The sequence below is a fragment of the Microbulbifer sp. CAU 1566 genome, from assembly GCF_023156515.1.
Classification (GTDB): Bacteria; Pseudomonadota; Gammaproteobacteria; order Pseudomonadales; family Cellvibrionaceae; genus Microbulbifer.
The window spans coordinates 204,274-218,993 of the sequence record NZ_JALNMG010000003.1 but is presented as its reverse complement, the minus strand read 5'-3'; the positions used below and the strand labels follow the sequence as shown (position 1 = coordinate 218,993).

Genomic DNA, 14,720 nt, shown 5'->3' with positions numbered 1-14,720 from the left:
GGATCTGATTTAGCGCAAGATCCGCTCAATGGCCCGTGACGCAGCTACAAATCCAAAAGTGCCCGTCACCATTGTAGCCGCGCCAAAGCCGCCACTGCAGTCCAGTTTTACCCCGTTTTGCATGGCGCCTTTCTGCTGGCATACCTGGCCGTCCGGCTGCGGGTAAACCATCGGCTCCGCGGAATAGATGGCATCGATCCCGAACTGCCGTTTGCTGGATTTCTGGAAGTTGTGAAAGCGATACAGGTGCTGGCGCACCTTCGCCAGCATGGGGTCGCTGACCGTGCGCCCCAGATCCGCACAGGTAATGCCCGCGGGATTTTTTTTACCACCGGCAGAGCCGACGGTAATCAAACGGATTTTGCGCGCCTTGCAGTAGGCAATCAGGGCGGCTTTTACTCGCGCATTGTCAAACGCATCGATGACGACATCGATGGCCTCCCGTTCGGGAGAGAGAATTTCCGCAAAATTGTCGCTGGCAATAAAGTCTTCGCAGGTGTTCACGACAATTTCCGGATTGATCGCCTTCAACCGATCCGCCATCACCGATACCTTGATATCGCCCACAGTGTCCGTCAGTGCGTGAATCTGGCGATTGGTGTTGGTGATGCAAATATCGTCCAGGTCGACGAGTGTCAATTTCCCGATACCGCTGCGCGCCAGGGCCTCTGCAGTCCAGCTGCCCACCCCGCCAATACCGATGACGACCACGTGGGCGGCGTGTAGTTTTGATAGCGCCTGTACACCGTAAAGCCTGGCAATGCCACCAAACCGTTGCTGGTATTCGTTGCTGAGGGGAGGGGTGGAATCGGTGCTGGTTGGCGTGGAGAGAGGCATGGGGTAATGTCCGGAACTGCTTCCCGAGAAAGCGCCCGAGAAGGCAAAAGGCGATTGCGCCGCAGAGCAGGGATTGGCCGAGAGGGAGAGCGGGGCGCCGGTGACGTCCCGCCCGGTCTGCGTACTTAGTGTACGTGACCGTGGTCTACTTCTTCCGGAGTCGCTTCGCGCACGGAAACCACTTCGATATCAAAGTGCAGCTCGACACCCGCCAGCGGGTGGTTGCCGTTGATGGTTACCTGGTCACCGTCGACATCGATGACTTCCACTTCGATCGGCTGGCCGTCGGTGCTCTGGGCGCGGAAGGCCATGCCAACCTCCAGCTTCTCGACACCGCCAAAGGCGCTGCTGGGCAGGGTCTGGATCAGCTCTGGATTTTGCGGGCCGTAAGCTTCTTCCGGGGCAATCACGACGTTGAATTTATCACCGGCGCTTTTGTCCAGCATTTCCTTCTCCAGCCCGGGGATGATGTTGCCCACACCCTGGAGGTACTTCAGCGGTTGACCACCCTCGGAGGAGTCAATCACGGTACCTTCGGCGTCTTTCAGGGTGTAGTTGATCTCCACCACACTGTGGTTAGCAATTTTCATTAGCAGTCTCTTGTATCTTGAGAGTGAGTTGTAGCGCTTACCGCTTACAGAAGGAAAAGCAAACGGGGATTAAAGGCTGTGTGAGGGTGCATTGTATGGGGCGACCCCAGCGCCCGCAACCGAAGGCGCGGGGCCGGGTTACCCGCGGCTGAGCCGTGGGAGGGGAAGGGTGGCTCAGGGGCGGATGACAGGAGGTGGGGGCTGGCACGGGCCCCTGCGCCTCAACAGGCGATAGACAGGGGCGCTTCGCAGCTGTGGTACAGGTCGCTGGCGGTGGTTACCAGCTGCTGGCTGAAGCAGGGGGAAAAGCCCAGTTCCAGCAGCTGCGCCTCGAGGTATTCCAGCAGGGCTTCGAACAGTGCCGGGTTCAGGCCGCGCGCCAGGAAACTGGCGCGAGCGCTATGAATTGGTTCTGGCTGTGCGGAGAGTGCGTGGTTCAGGAACTGTGCCTGGCGATTGCGCTGCTTGCCGTGGTCCTCGGTATCTTGGGGCGCGAGATACTTGCCAATGGCCTGGTAGAACTCGCCGACGGTGTCATCGACAAACTGGCGGCCGCCGAGCTGCTGCAGAATACCCTGGCTGGCGCTGCCGGAATGATCGGCCAGCGGCATCTGCGCTAGTTTTTGCGTACTGCTGGATACAACTCTCGGCATTGGTAGATCCCCCTGTGAGATGGTAAATCAGTGCGTTGCGGCGGCGCCCGTTTTGCCTCAATTCTTGACGTTCGCCGCAGTGTCCGGAGGTGTGAGACCGGCCTTCGGCGAGGGCTTGGAGCTGCCTGTCGCGATATGGGCGGCAAGATTACGGGAAGGACATACCCCTGCCAACGAATCAGCATGAAATTGTCACAGTCTTCCACGGGTTGTTGAGAATGCGTTTAATTTGGTGCTATAGGGCGTCGTCTGTTGCTTCACTGGTACAGATTCTGCTGCCGCTGGTAGACTAGTTGGTTTCCAGTTCTTTACCCGCGGCCTCCGGTGGACGGCCAGGGTATTTGTCCAGCTCTTATGTGAGGCATCCAATGGCGAGTATTTTCACCCAGATCATGAACGGCGACCTGCCAGGACATTTTGTGTGGCGCGACGAGCGCGTTGTGGCCTTTATGACCATAGCGCCGATCAAGCCCGGGCATTGCCTGGTGGTACCGGTGGAGGAGATCAACCACTGGGACGATGCGCCGGCAGACACTTCCGCCCACCTGATGGCCGTGGCGAGCAAGGTGGCCAAGGCCCAGAAGCAGGTATACCAGCCCAAGCGGGTGGGGGTAATGGTGGCCGGTATCGAGGTGCCGCATACGCACTATCACCTGGTGCCCATCAACGAGATTGCGGATCTGGATTTTTCCCTGCAAAAGCCCGCGGAGCCCGCGGTGCTGGCGGCAGAGGCCGCCAAGTTGCGTGAAGCGCTGGTTGCACTGGGATACCGGGATAGTGCGGACTGATCGCGGGACAGCTCGGAGTGAGTTGTGGCCGCTGATCCGTTAAAAAAACGGTGGTGGCTGCATCCAAACGCCGCGCTTCTGGCGTCACAGTAGCAATTAACATAAACAGGTATTCTGATCATGTTCTCCAGACTGTCGTTTTTTTCATCTCTTTTGCTCGCTCTTGCACTGGGGGCGGGTGTTGCCCATGCGCAGGACGCCAGCCGGTCATTTGCGCTGGATGGTTTCACGGCCATCGCCCTCAAGGGGGGCGCTGACCTCAAGGTGGTGCAGGGCGCTACTTTCTCGGTGACCGCCCACGGTGTTGAAAAAGACCTGACCCACGCCAAAGCGGAGGTGGATGCCGATTCCGGTACTCTGGAGCTTTCGGTAGAGGCCAACAGTAAAAGCCTGCTGGGTGTGGTGACCGTGAGTACCGAGCCCGATGTGGAATTTCGCGTAACCCTTCCGGTGGTCAGCGCCATTCGTGTCACGGGCTCTGGTGATGCCCATGCGGACACCCTGGAGAGCGAAAAGCTCGACTTGCGAGTCACGGGTTCCGGCCTGATCCGCGTGGAGAAAGTGGCGGCAGAGTCCCTGAGCACAGGCGTGACAGGTTCTGGCGATATATTCCTGGCCACGGTGCTGGCGGTGAATGGCGCAGCGAACATCACCGGCTCTGGCGATATCAAAATGGAGAATTTTATCGGCGAAGATTTCTCCGCACAGATCAAGGGTTCCGGTGATATGGCCATTGGCGGCAAAGTGGCCAATCTGAACGTCACGGTGATGGGCTCCGGGGATTTCATGGGACGTACCCTAAGCGCCACTAAAGCCGGAGGTGCAGTGATGGGATCCGGCGATATCGTACTCAAGCGTCCCGCCAGTGAATCCTTCTCCGTTATGGGTTCTGGGGATGTGGCGCTGGTGGATTGAAGCCCGGTAGACGTATAAGTCGGCAAAAAAGCGCGAACCTTTCCGGTTCGCGCTTTTTTTTGGGGTGGCGAAGTGTGGCGGGCCCCGGAAAAGCGCCAGTGTGTAAACTTCAGGGTTGAAATGGTCGCGATTTAGCGCCATCTCCTGTGGGTGGAATACTTTATGTATGTCTCAATGTATGTCTCACCCGGTGGCGGGGAAATCTTGTTCGGAGTCAGGGAGCGGAATTGGTTAATTACAGAAACATGCTGAGAGTTTCTCAAATTCGATGGGATCAGTTTCGAACAGCCTCAACCTGGGGGGATCAGCCTTGAGTGGTATTGATGAATCAGCCACCGGCGCTTCTCATGAAACTGGTCGCCTGCAGAAACTGCGGGATCAGTGGCGCCAGCTGCGCAAAGAAGCGCGCGATAAGTCCCACTGGGCCGCGGAGAGGCTGCTGGACAAGCGGATCTGTATCGGTATTACCGGCCTGAGTGGTGCAGGTAAATCTACCCTGATCACCAGTCTTATCTATCAATTGAGTCACCCCGACAGGGCCCAGTTGCCGGGGTTTGCCCCTGCGTTAAACGGCCGGCTGCTGGGCGCCGAGCTGTATCCGGCGCTGGATACTGGACTACCGCTGTTCGAGTACCCGCAATGCCTGGACGCGCTCACCGCCAACCCACCACGCTGGCCAAAGTCCACCCGTGACCTATCGGCACTGGAATTACACGTCCACCTCCAGGGGCGCAGACTGGGACGGAATTATCGTCAAAAGCTTATTCTGGAATTTCGCGATTATCCCGGCGAGTGGTTGATGGACCTGCCACTGCTGCGGATGGATTTCGCCACCTGGTGCCGGCATCAGCGAGATCTTCTCGACAGCGCGCCGAGAGCGGATATTGCGCCAGAATTACTGGCGCAGCTTCGAGACCTGGCACCGGATGCGACTGCGGACCCGCGTCAGCTGGATAGCCTGTGGCAGGACTATCGGCAGTTTTTGCGCGACTGTCGCCGCGAGCGCAAATTGAGTTACCTGCAGCCGGGACGGGCGCTGCTGGACAATGACGAATATGGATTTTTTCCGCTACCGGCGCTTTCGCACCAGCCGTTGGCGGAACTGAACGCACTGCCGGAAGACAGCGTGTACAAGGTGCTCTCCCAACGGTATCAGGCGTATGTGGATGAGCAGGTGTCGCCGTTTGTCGACAGCCACTTCCGCCACCTCGATCGCCAGTTGGTGCTGGTGGACTTGATCAGTACGCTGTTTGCCGGAGAAGAGTCTCTGGAGGATATGCGCAAGGCGTTTGGACATATTGCCGATACATTCCGTTACGGCAGCAATGGAATACTGCGCAAGCTGTGGCGGCCGCGCATCGATCGACTGGTCTTTGCGGCGACCAAAGTCGATCAGGTACTGGCCGCAGATCACGACTCGCTGCGCCAGTTACTGGGGCAGCAGCTACAACAGGTATTTTCCGGTGCGCGCCACCGCGGTTTGCCGCTGTACTGTGAGGCCATTGCCGCGGTGCGCTGTTCCAATGAAAGCGCCCGCGATGGCAGGCGTATGCTCGTGGGACACGCTATGGACGGCAGTTATCTCGGGTTTGAAAATGCCGAAATCATGGCGCACCTGCCGCAAGATGGTGAATGGCAGCACTACTCCGGTGGTTTACCGCCTCAATTGCGCCCGCCGATGGGGATCGGCCGTGAGGGTTATATGCCCCACATTCGTATCGATGCGCTGCTGAATTTGCTGTTGGGAGATAAAGTGTGAAGTCAGACCCTGAATCAAAAGGTGGCAAGGTTCCGGATGATTCATCGACCTCCGCAACCTCTGCGAGGATTGCCGGGGACGAAAGTGCAACCCGTCCGCGCCGCCAGACCCGTATCGAAAACCTGGACCTGGAAGAGCCACCGGCGCGGGATCGCGCCAGCACCCGGGTGGAATCTCTCGCAGAAGAGTCTGATCAGCTGCCGCGCTCTATTACGACGGGGGAATCCCTCCCCGACAAAATTTCGTTTTCCGAGCTGCGTCTGCCGGTATTTCGTTTACGCCTCTGGAAGCCCGCGTTACTTGCGGCGCTGGCCCTGGCGTTCGGAGCGGTATTCTGGGAGTTGCGCCAGTTTTTCTACTGGGCTGCCGAGATGCACTGGAGTCTTGGCGCCCTCGCAGGGGTGATTATTGGCGCTCTGGTGCTCACCATGGTCAGTGCAGTTTGGGAATATTTTCGTGCCGGCCGGCCGTTGCGGGAGCTGCAGAAAACCCAGGAGCTGGCGGCGCAGGTGCGCGATAGTCGCGCGACCGACGCGGTAGAGCCTCTGAACCGGCAGTTGCGAGAATTGTTCGCGGGCAAACCGCAGGGTGCCTTGCTGTCCCGGGTACATGCGGAAACACCAGATTACTACGACAATAGTGAGTTGCTTCGCCACCTGGAGCTGAATTTCTTCGAGGCCCTGGACCAGGAGGCGTTACGACGCATCGTTCGCCACGCTACGACCACTGGCGCACTGGTGGGGCTCAGTCCCTTTACCACCCTGGATGTATTGGTGGCGCTGCGGCAGTCCATGCGGATGATTGATGATGTGGCGCAAATCTATGGCGTTCGCCCGTCTATCGTGGTGCGTTGGCGGCTGTTTAAAAAGATTCTGGCACTGGTCGCCTATAGCGGCGCCAGTGAATATGCCGTGAGTGAATTGTGGCCGGAGCTGGTCGGCGACAGTATGTTGAGTACCGTGTCTGCGCGGCTGGGGCAGGGTATGGGTGCCAGCCTGTTTATGGCGCGGATTGGTCTCGCCGCGGTGCACAGTTGCAGGCCTATTCCGTTTTCTGAAAAGCAGCGCCCGAAACTGGGGGCGCTTACCAAGCGAATTGCTGCGAGCCTGAAGGAGCGGTTTCTTGGGCGCAATCAGGTGCAGTGGCCTGAAGCTGGTTCCCCATTTACGGGAAATCCGGCGGATGCGGTGTCGGCAAACAAGCCCAAAAGTCCTAGAAAGTAGCCGTCAGCGCAGCTTCGGGAATGAGCTGGGCGCAGGGAGTGGCGGCTTAGGGTTCAACACCAGGGTGGTGTTTCAGCAGTGTTGAACCCCGAGCGAATGCAGCAGTAGGTGAGCGACGATATTCGTGGCGCTTACTGAAACTGCTTTTTCATCAGCATTCTGGTGTGGTGCTGGTCAACAAGTTTGGCCAGTGTTTCAAAGCGGCCTTTAACAAACGGAAGAGGGTTGTTGTTGCCAGCCCCGTCCGGGTACTCGACACCCTCGCGCACCAGTTGTAATTCCTTGGCCAGTGCGTTCATTGCATCAAAGATCGCCTTGGTGTTCTTTTCGTCGTGGAATACATAGTGTTGGTTGGTGTCGTTCAGGTAGTCGTTGCACTCGCCAAGCCATTCCGAGCGCTGGTTGAGAAAGTTGATGGTGTTGCGAATACCACCCTTATATTCCGGTTTGAAGTTCTCGTTGATATATTTTCCCAGGCTACGCATGCCGGAGTCCACGAACTGCTCTACCAGACCATCGCAATAGCTGTCGGTAAGGTAAGACGGGTGGCTCTTGGCGTGAGCGGTGCTGCCAACAGCGAGTAAGCTCATCATCACTGCAGCTTTGAACGACAGCTTTCCGCGCTTGGCTGGGGAGGTTGTTTGATTGGAGTGTGTTGTTGAGAATACTGGCGTTTTCATTTTCAGCTGCCCTACTGTTGTTTTCGCTATCAGGCTTGTTATTGTGATAAACATCACATGAATATCGAAACGACGGTCTTATGTCAACGGCTTTTAAGCACCGTTTGTCACTAATGTGCTATTTGACGAACTGGTACACGTTTCTTGATGCGTTTTCGGTGTAGTAATCGAGCATTGATACACCTGCGGCTGAAAATTTGCACAGTTTGTACGCCCCTGTCTGCACTCGCGTTGCGGCAGGTAGCTGGGGGAATTTTGGTGGGGGCACAGTATATTTTGTGGGCGGCTTCGGTTGCGTCGCCAGCGAAAGGTCGGGAATTGAGTTTGAGTGCCAGCCTTCGCAAAGTGCGCAGGCTGCCGGTAACAGGAGTGAATTTTGTCTGAGTTTGATTTTGATTTGTTTGTCATCGGTGCGGGCTCTGGCGGTGTGCGCGCAGCGCGTATGGCTGCGGCGGCGGGAATGCGGGTGGCGGTGGCCGAAGACCGCTATATGGGAGGGACCTGCGTCAATGTGGGCTGCGTGCCCAAAAAGCTATTCGTATATGCCAGCAGCTACAGTGAGGCCTTTGAAGACGCGGCGGCTTACGGTTGGGAAGGGCAGTCAGGTGCCAACTTTGTTTGGTCAAGATTGCGCGACAACAACGCGAAGGAAGTCGGTCGGCTTAACGGTATTTATCGCAACCTTCTCAATAATACCGGTGTGCAGATTATTGACGGCCGGGCAAAGCTTTCGGGGCGCCAGCAGGTGACGGTTGGTAGTGACAGCTATACCGCAGAGCGCATTCTGGTGGCGACAGGCGGTTGGCCGTTTGTGCCGGATTTTCCCGGTAGCGAACATGTCATCACCTCCAACGAGGTGTTTTCGATGGAGGATTTCCCGCGCCGGGTACTGGTCGTTGGCGGTGGTTATATCGCGGTAGAGTTTGCCGGTATTTTTGCCGGCCTCGGTGCAGAAACCCACCTGTCTTATCGACGCGAATTGTTTTTGCGGGGCTTTGATAAGGATGTGCGCAAATTTGTGCGCGACGAAGTCGGCAAAAAGTCTGTGCAGTTGCATTTCAACCACGACGTTAGTGCGATTGAGAAGCAAGCGGATGGCAGTTTGAAGGTATGTGCTGCCGATGGCGGGGTCCTGGAAGTGGATACCGTGCTGTATGCCACCGGCCGCAAGCCCAATACCCAGGGGCTGGGTCTGGAGTCGCTGGGGGTGGTTGTGCATAAAGATGGCACTATCGGCGTTGATGATAATTTTCGCAGTAGTGTAACTTCGATTTATGCCCTTGGTGATGTAACGGGAGGCCCTGAGTTGACGCCGGTAGCACTGGCAGAGGCGATGGCGCTGGTGAAGCACTGGCAGAGCGGCAAAACGGCCGAAATTGACTACAACAATATTCCGACAGCGGTTTTCTGCCAGCCGAATATCGGTACGGTCGGCTTGACCGAAGAGGAAGCTCGGCAGGCGGGTATTCCGGTAGTGATCTTCAAATCGGACTTCCGGGCCATGCGTCACTCGGTCAGTGGGCGAGATGAGCGGACTTTGATGAAGCTGGTGGTGGATCGGGAAAGCGACAAGGTAATCGGGGTGCACATGGTGGGCCCTGATGCCGGGGAGATTATTCAGGGGTTGGCGGTGGCAATGAAGGCCGGGGCTACCAAAACCACGTTTGACCAAACGATCGGGATCCACCCTACGGCGGCCGAGGAGTTTGTCACCATGCGCACCCCGGTTGCGGAGTGACGTCTTAACGCACAGGCGTTATGCCGTTGGAATAAAAAAGGCTGTGACGGGTTACCCGATCACAGCCTTTTGCGTTCTGGTTCCTCCTTGCTCGAGTGGCGTCGAGCATTGGGTCAGTTACCGGCACTGGCTTCAGCGTGGGGCTGGAAGCTCCCGCTGAATGCCTTGGGTGAATTTTTAATCTCCCCCTGGTATTCAAATTGGCGTTTTTGAATGTCCCGGCAAGGGACTTTCAGAGTGCTAGCTCAAGATCGGCTCCAAGCTAACTCCCACTTAACTCACTCGATAGACTCGTCGAGGGTGTCGGGCGTGTCGAGCACCGGCATCTGGTGCCGGCGGGTTTTGTGGCGGTCACCACGCTCTTTCAGGCAGCGCTCTGCGGAGCTGAACGCGGCGTTAACAGCGCGGTGGATGGAGTCGCTTTCGTTGGTAATGGTGACCGGATTGCCGCTCAGGGCAAGTTCCACGGAAGCTTTGTACTGCTTCCCTTTGTGCTTGTGTTGATGGGGGGCTTCGAGGACCACACGGCTTCGTATGATGTCGCCACAATAACGTTCCAGCTTGTTCAGCTTTTTAGATACGGTATCCGCCAGGGCGGCAGATTTGTCGATATCACGGAACACGATGTTATCGTAAGGCGCAGATTTCATGGGCACATACCTCCGGTTATAAGGAATCCATGCAGGCCGCGATGCGCGGTTTGCTGAGATATAAGGTAGGGCGCCCTATAGGGAGAAGCCGCTCAGTTGGAACCGAATCACCAGAGGTCGCAGATCGGGTGGCTGCCTTGGCAGCGGAATTGGTGTTTTGCGCCCGGGTCGGTTTTCAACTGGGTCAGGATTAACTCCCTGTAACCCATAATGCGATTCTCAAAAAAAAAATCAAGCTCTCGAATCAATAAAATGTCATAAATATTTGCTAGCCCCGTGGGAACTTTTTTGGAAGTGCGAATGTGCCGTTTTGCGGTGCCTGTCACTCTATGTTTCCCAAACTTGTTGGCATGGTCATTGCTGTGTTTTGGAGTCTGAGGTAAATTGGCAGCTCTTGCGCGAGTTACCGTGTGCCTGTTTTTATCAGGGCTGTACCTGCAGTGTGCGCAATGACTCTTTTATGCGCTTCTCGAAGTAAAAAAATCAAACAATGGACTTTTGACTATGGCGGTAAACCGTAGCTGCTCGCTGTTCTTTGCGGGCGTGTTGGGGGTAGTTGGCTGGTGTGCGTCGGTTCAGGCCGCGTCTTCTCTGACCGTGGAGCAGAACAAGCTTGCGCGTATGGAGCAGTCCATGGAAAACCGACTGGTAGAGCTCGAAGATGTCGAGAACGAAATGCTCGCGTACGACTACAAGTTGGAGCGTGCCCAGGAGTCTCTGTCTAAAGCCCGGGCTAACCACGAGCAGAGCCTGAAAGAGCTAAAGACGGCGGAGCGAGAGCACAAGTTGTCACCCAATACGGATACCGAGCGCGCCCTGCACAAGGCCAAGCATGCCTACGACATGGCGGAGCGCGGTGTTGACAGCCGCAATCGTCGTGTTGAAATCATCCAGTCGAACTTTGGCGAGCTGCAGACGCGGCTTCAGAAGTCCCGGTCCTCCGTAGCCGACGGCAAGTCACGTCTCGCGTCACAGCAGGCTCTGGTGGATAAAATGGTTAAATCCATGCTGGACTCCGCGGAAGAGCAGAAGGTGGCGGCGGCAGCCAAGCCGGTGCGGAGCCCGGAGCCTCTCGCAAAACCCAGCATTCCCGAGCCTAGCCTGGCGGCTCTGACGCCGGCTGCGCCCCAAGTTAGTGCGCAGCCCCCGGTTGCGGATCCGGTGGCGCAGAGTGCCCCGGCGGTGGGCGCGGTTGAGCGTGAAGTAGACCCGGAGCTGGTTGAATATGTACGCGGTGAGCGCGAGCGACTGGACAAGCTGCTCGGTGAATTGGCGGAAGGGGACGAAGGCAAGAAAACGTTCCGGCGCCTGATGCTGCGTGCCAGCGGTGAAGAAGATCTTGAGTTTGAATTTCTTGGTGAAAATCAGTACAAGCTGGTGGCGCCGGTGCACGCGGGCAGGGAAACCTATCGGGTGAACTCCTGGCGTTTCAGGCGCACCATCCCCGCCGAGGATGATGGTGAGCGCTACGTATTCATTTTTGACGCGCGCCGCCTGTCCCGCCCGCGATTGGTGATGTATCCCGAATATGTGCTGTCTCAGCTCGACTGATTGATTCTGTGTGTGACCTTATGGTCGCTGCCGAATGAAAGCCCGCATTGCGGGCTTTTTTTTGTCTGAAAATCGGCTTTTGGTCGACTCTGCACGCGGGTCACTGGAGTGGCTGTTAGTCGGGGTTAGCTCGAGGTTAGCCCAGGGGGCTTCCTTCCAGCGGTAGGGAGATCAGTGGGTGGTACTGGCTGCCACCCGGCGCAAGCAGGCTGTGGTAGAGGGTGAGGTTGCCCAATCGGCAGGCGAAGTCGGTGACTAGTGGTGGTAGCCGCGTGAAGCCGTGATTACTGCGGGCAAGGGTGAAGTGTGGGCGAAAGCTTTTGCGCTCGGGTTGCTTGCCAATCGCTGTCATCAGGTCGCGGCAATGTTGGTGTAAGGCGGAAAGCTCCGGATTGGGTAAAAGCTCTGCCGCGAGCATTTTGGCGCGATCCTTGGGGAAGGGGTGGGTGCTGACGATCTGCCCATAGCTGGCTGCGGTGCTGCTGGCGATGTCGCGAAGGATGGTTTCGATCGTGTCCAGTTGTTGGCAGCTGGTGTCGCCCAGAAACGCCAGGGTCAGATGGCGGTTGTTGTGGCTGATCCAGCGGTGATCCCTGGGGAGTCTCAGCTGCTGGCAGTGGTGGCAGGTGGCATCCAGAAAGCGCTGGGTGGCAGTGTCCGGGGCAACGCCGATAAACAAGCGTACGGTGTCATGACTGTCTTTTTTTATTGCTTCCACTCAGGTATTCACCTCTGCTGTTGCAATGGGTGGCCGGATGTTTCTGTCGCGGGAACCACCAACAGGTTTTCCCGTTTGAGTGCGTCCAAATGCAATTTTCATTTTTTTGCTGAATGCCCTTGAAGGCGATGACGCTGGCCATATATCTATTCCTGAGGGCGGCAGGCTCGACAGAGGTGCCTCCCCGATTTCTGCAAAAAGCAGAAAATCCAATGACCTGGTTTTTAGTACAGGTGTTAATTAAATATTGCTCTGAATTGAGGATATGACAATGCGTAATTTAGATCTTTCCCCTCTGTATCGCTCTGCTATTGGTTTTGACCGACTGGCAAGCCTGTTGGATTCCATGAATACGACCGAGCAGAATCAACCGGCATACCCGCCCTACAATATCGAATTGACCGGGGACGACGCCTACAGAATTACGATGGCGGTAGCCGGTTTTGATCAGTCTGAACTGGATATCCAGGTGGAACAAAACCGCCTGACCGTCAGCGGTAAAAAACCAGCGGATGACGCTGGCCGTAATTTCCTGCACCGTGGTATTGCTGCGCGGAATTTCGAGCGCCGTTTCCAGTTGGCAGATCATGTGCGTGTTACCGATGCACAGCTGGTCAATGGCCTGTTGCATGTTGAGCTGGTACGTGAGATTCCCGAGGCCATGAAGCCGCGCAAAGTGGAGATTTCCAGCGGTAACCTGCTGCAGTCTGAAAAAAGAGTCGAGCCCGAGTCGGCCGGCCAGAATTCTGCGATTAACGCCGCGCGTGAACAAGCTGCCTGAGGGTGAGCAATCACGTAAAGGAGCAGTTGTCCCATGGCAACTGCCCACTGTGCCGCCATTCGGCGGCACAGTTGTATCATCGGGACAAGTTTCGCGACTATTACCAGTGCGCAAATTGCGCGCTGGTTTTCGTGCCTGCGACTTTCCATCTCTCTCCAGACGCTGAAAAAGCCTATTACGACCTGCACGAGAATAGCCTTGAGGACGCCGGGTACCAGCGCTTTCTGAATCGCTGTGCCGTGCCGTTAATTGAGCGTTTAAGCCCCGCATCGTTCGGGCTGGATTTTGGCTGCGGGCCGGCGCCATTACTTGCGAAACTGCTGCAGCAGGCTGGTCACGAAGTCTCAACCTACGACCTTTACTATCGTGCGGATGCCGCAGCACTGGAAAAATCTTATGATTTTATTGTCAGCACCGAAGTCGTGGAGCACCTTTCCTCACCGGACAGGGTGCTGGCGATGTTGTGGCGCCTGCTAAATCCCGGGGGAATGCTGGCGTTGATGACCAAGCTGGTCGCGTCGCCTGAGCGCTTTGCCAATTGGCACTATATTCGCGACCCAACGCATATTGTGTTTTTCAGCAGGCAAACGTTTTGCTGGTTGGCGGCCTACTTCCAGGCCGAGCTGGAATTTGTGGCGTCCGACGTGATTATCTTGCGCAAACCAGCGTCGGCTTTAGGTGTTCACCTTGAATAATTTTGCGCGCACAGTGGTGCGGTATTCGCTGGGCGTTGTTGAGAGGAATTTTTTGAACAGGGCAGTGAAGTGCCCCATGTCCTGGTAGCCGACTTTCTCCGCTATTTCATTCACCGACAGGTTGCTGGACTGCAGTAGTTCCCGCGCCATATCCACGCGGACATTTTGCAGGTATTGGAGGGGTGTCTGCCCGGTGGCGAGCTTGAAACGGCGGTTGAACGAGCGCACGCTCATATCAAAGTGCTTTGCCACTTCGCTCAACTTTACATCTTCACTGCTGTGCTGTTTCAGCCAGGTCTGCGCCTGAACGATTTCTTCATCTGGATGCAGGTGTACGGCGCCCTCGGAATAAGCAATCTCATCAAACGGTCTACGAATTTCGTGCGAGAAATTTCGCTCAACGTGACTGGCGATGGCGGGGCCATACAGTTGTCGGATCAGGTGCACGGTGACATCCGCGAGCGCGTTCACGCTGGCCGCGCAGAACAGCTTGTCTGCCTGGGTAATAAAATACTGCCGCTTGAGTTTTACCTGGGGGTAGTCGGCGGCGAATCGTTCAAAGTAGTGCCAGTGCGTGGTGGCCGGTTTGTCATTGAGTAAACCGGCCTCCGCGAGAAAGCAGACGCCGGTGCCAACAGCGCTGATCGCTGCGCCTTTTTCTGCCTGGGTATTGAGCCAGTCCAGCAGAGCCTTGCTGCGGCGCAATGCCGGACGAGGGTTTCGCCAAAGGGCAGGCAGGTAAATGATGTCGCTGTCCGGGGCGTCGGCCAGGGCGGCATCCGGCGCCAGCTGAAAACCGGAGCTGGTTTGAACCGGTGCGCCATCTATGCTGACGGTAACCAGCTTCAATGGCGTGGCCTTGCCCTCCGTTCGCGCCCGGCTTTCCGCACCGCGCAGCATTTCCAGAGGCAGTACGGTGCCGGTGGTCAGCATCTGGTCAATTAGCATGAATGTGACGGTAGGCATAGGTAACTCTCTGCTTTGCCAGCGATAACTTTGGTGGCTGGCTGCCTGGCGGCTTTGAGCGGACGGTGGGTAAGTTCGCTCGGGTGTGAGCATCAGCCTTGTTGGCCAGATGCTCAAATTTGCTGGCCAGTATGCCCATAACGAGGCCGAATCGCCAGCCCCTAAACTGACCCACC

General features: G+C 56.7%; 16 protein-coding genes. 8 read left to right on the top strand and 8 right to left on the bottom strand.

The annotated features are described in order from the left end of the window. Positions 1 to 9 precede the first annotated feature (9 nt). The 3 genes from tcdA to M0G74_RS09335 all read right to left on the bottom strand — a co-directional run bounded on the left by tcdA (position 10) and on the right by M0G74_RS09335 (position 2,080). Entirely contained in the window at positions 10 to 837 is an 828-nt protein-coding gene (tcdA, locus tag M0G74_RS09345; RefSeq protein WP_248216331.1) for a tRNA cyclic N6-threonylcarbamoyladenosine(37) synthase TcdA, read from the bottom strand. Positions 838 to 962: 125 nt separating this feature from the next. Then, on the bottom strand, positions 963 to 1,427 hold the full coding sequence (locus M0G74_RS09340; RefSeq protein WP_160153919.1) for a peptidylprolyl isomerase: 465 nt from the start codon (positions 1,425 to 1,427) through the stop codon (positions 963 to 965). 221 nt (positions 1,428 to 1,648) lie between these two features. Beyond that, positions 1,649 to 2,080, bottom strand: coding sequence for a hypothetical protein (locus M0G74_RS09335; RefSeq protein ID WP_248216330.1), 432 nt, complete (start codon positions 2,078 to 2,080; stop codon positions 1,649 to 1,651). 368 nt (positions 2,081 to 2,448) lie between these two features. Between M0G74_RS09335 and M0G74_RS09330 the strand changes: the two genes are divergently transcribed. The 4 genes from M0G74_RS09330 (at position 2,449) to M0G74_RS09315 (ending at position 6,765) form a co-directional block, all read left to right on the top strand. After that, a complete protein-coding gene (locus M0G74_RS09330) occupies positions 2,449 to 2,868 on the top strand; it encodes an HIT family protein (RefSeq protein WP_248216329.1) in 420 nt (139 codons plus the stop codon). A 120-nt stretch (positions 2,869 to 2,988) separates the two neighbouring features. After that, complete coding sequence (locus tag M0G74_RS09325) at positions 2,989 to 3,783, top strand: DUF2807 domain-containing protein (protein WP_248216328.1); 795 nt, start codon at positions 2,989 to 2,991, stop codon at positions 3,781 to 3,783. A 310-nt stretch (positions 3,784 to 4,093) separates the two neighbouring features. Next, positions 4,094 to 5,542 (top strand): YcjX family protein, encoded by a 1,449-nt coding sequence (locus M0G74_RS09320; protein ID WP_248216327.1) that lies wholly within the window; start codon positions 4,094 to 4,096, stop codon positions 5,540 to 5,542. Then, positions 5,539 to 6,765 (top strand): TIGR01620 family protein, encoded by a 1,227-nt coding sequence (locus M0G74_RS09315; RefSeq protein WP_248216326.1) that lies wholly within the window; start codon positions 5,539 to 5,541, stop codon positions 6,763 to 6,765. The genes M0G74_RS09320 and M0G74_RS09315 overlap by 4 nt, the downstream gene beginning before the upstream one ends. Positions 6,766 to 6,896: 131 nt before the next feature. Here the strand turns inward: M0G74_RS09315 and M0G74_RS09310 are convergent, their stop codons facing one another. Further along, positions 6,897 to 7,445: a hypothetical protein gene (locus tag M0G74_RS09310; protein ID WP_160153915.1), complete on the bottom strand. Its 549-nt coding sequence runs from the start codon at positions 7,443 to 7,445 to the stop codon at positions 6,897 to 6,899. A 376-nt stretch (positions 7,446 to 7,821) separates the two neighbouring features. Here M0G74_RS09310 and gorA point away from each other — a divergent pair, with 376 nt between their 5' ends. Next, complete coding sequence (gorA, locus tag M0G74_RS09305) at positions 7,822 to 9,183, top strand: glutathione-disulfide reductase (RefSeq protein WP_248216325.1); 1,362 nt, start codon at positions 7,822 to 7,824, stop codon at positions 9,181 to 9,183. A gap of 278 nt (positions 9,184 to 9,461) precedes the next feature. Here the strand turns inward: gorA and M0G74_RS09300 are convergent, their stop codons facing one another. Both M0G74_RS09300 and M0G74_RS09295 read right to left on the bottom strand, forming a co-directional pair. After that, the gene (locus M0G74_RS09300) at positions 9,462 to 9,833 is read right to left on the bottom strand and encodes an HPF/RaiA family ribosome-associated protein (RefSeq protein WP_248216324.1); all 372 of its coding nucleotides are present in this window, start codon (positions 9,831 to 9,833) and stop codon (positions 9,462 to 9,464) included. A gap of 107 nt (positions 9,834 to 9,940) precedes the next feature. Further along, positions 9,941 to 10,159 carry a hypothetical protein gene (locus tag M0G74_RS09295; RefSeq protein WP_248216323.1) on the bottom strand — a complete coding sequence of 73 codons (219 nt, stop codon included), beginning with the start codon at positions 10,157 to 10,159 and terminating at the stop codon, positions 9,941 to 9,943. Positions 10,160 to 10,337: 178 nt separating this feature from the next. Between M0G74_RS09295 and M0G74_RS09290 the strand changes: the two genes are divergently transcribed. Beyond that, the gene (locus tag M0G74_RS09290) at positions 10,338 to 11,384 is read left to right on the top strand and encodes a hypothetical protein (RefSeq protein ID WP_248216322.1); all 1,047 of its coding nucleotides are present in this window, start codon (positions 10,338 to 10,340) and stop codon (positions 11,382 to 11,384) included. Positions 11,385 to 11,520: 136 nt separating this feature from the next. On the opposite strand, the gene thpR is transcribed toward M0G74_RS09290, so the two are convergent. Continuing rightward, positions 11,521 to 12,102, bottom strand: coding sequence for an RNA 2',3'-cyclic phosphodiesterase (gene thpR, locus M0G74_RS09285; RefSeq protein ID WP_248216321.1), 582 nt, complete (start codon positions 12,100 to 12,102; stop codon positions 11,521 to 11,523). Positions 12,103 to 12,373: 271 nt separating this feature from the next. Between thpR and M0G74_RS09280 the strand changes: the two genes are divergently transcribed. Together M0G74_RS09280 and M0G74_RS09275 are read left to right on the top strand one after the other, a co-directional pair. Further along, positions 12,374 to 12,883, top strand: a complete 510-nt coding sequence (locus M0G74_RS09280) for an Hsp20 family protein (protein WP_248216320.1) — start codon at positions 12,374 to 12,376, stop codon at positions 12,881 to 12,883. Between the two features lie 2 nt (positions 12,884 to 12,885). Further along, positions 12,886 to 13,578: a class I SAM-dependent methyltransferase gene (locus M0G74_RS09275; protein WP_248216319.1), complete on the top strand. Its 693-nt coding sequence runs from the start codon at positions 12,886 to 12,888 to the stop codon at positions 13,576 to 13,578. On the opposite strand, the gene M0G74_RS09270 is transcribed toward M0G74_RS09275, so the two are convergent. Further along, positions 13,558 to 14,544, bottom strand: a complete 987-nt coding sequence (locus M0G74_RS09270) for a helix-turn-helix domain-containing protein (RefSeq protein WP_248216318.1) — start codon at positions 14,542 to 14,544, stop codon at positions 13,558 to 13,560. The two genes, M0G74_RS09275 and M0G74_RS09270, sit on opposite strands and share 21 nt — an antisense overlap. Between the last annotated feature and the right edge of the window lie 176 nt (positions 14,545 to 14,720).

What these genes read in the sequence shown, in the direction of transcription:
- tcdA (WP_248216331.1), bottom strand. Translation starts at nt 837, where the DNA reads ATGCCTCTCTCCACGCCAACCAGCACCGATTCCACCCCTCCCCTCAGC.
- M0G74_RS09340 (WP_160153919.1), bottom strand. Translation starts at nt 1,427, where the DNA reads ATGAAAATTGCTAACCACAGTGTGGTGGAGATCAACTACACCCTGAAA.
- M0G74_RS09335 (WP_248216330.1), bottom strand. Translation starts at nt 2,080, where the DNA reads ATGCCGAGAGTTGTATCCAGCAGTACGCAAAAACTAGCGCAGATGCCG.
- M0G74_RS09330 (WP_248216329.1), top strand. Translation starts at nt 2,449, where the DNA reads ATGGCGAGTATTTTCACCCAGATCATGAACGGCGACCTGCCAGGACAT.
- M0G74_RS09325 (WP_248216328.1), top strand. Translation starts at nt 2,989, where the DNA reads ATGTTCTCCAGACTGTCGTTTTTTTCATCTCTTTTGCTCGCTCTTGCA.
- M0G74_RS09310 (WP_160153915.1), bottom strand. Translation starts at nt 7,445, where the DNA reads ATGAAAACGCCAGTATTCTCAACAACACACTCCAATCAAACAACCTCC.
- M0G74_RS09300 (WP_248216324.1), bottom strand. Translation starts at nt 9,833, where the DNA reads ATGAAATCTGCGCCTTACGATAACATCGTGTTCCGTGATATCGACAAA.
- M0G74_RS09290 (WP_248216322.1), top strand. Translation starts at nt 10,338, where the DNA reads ATGGCGGTAAACCGTAGCTGCTCGCTGTTCTTTGCGGGCGTGTTGGGG.
- M0G74_RS09280 (WP_248216320.1), top strand. Translation starts at nt 12,374, where the DNA reads ATGCGTAATTTAGATCTTTCCCCTCTGTATCGCTCTGCTATTGGTTTT.
- M0G74_RS09270 (WP_248216318.1), bottom strand. Translation starts at nt 14,544, where the DNA reads ATGCCTACCGTCACATTCATGCTAATTGACCAGATGCTGACCACCGGC.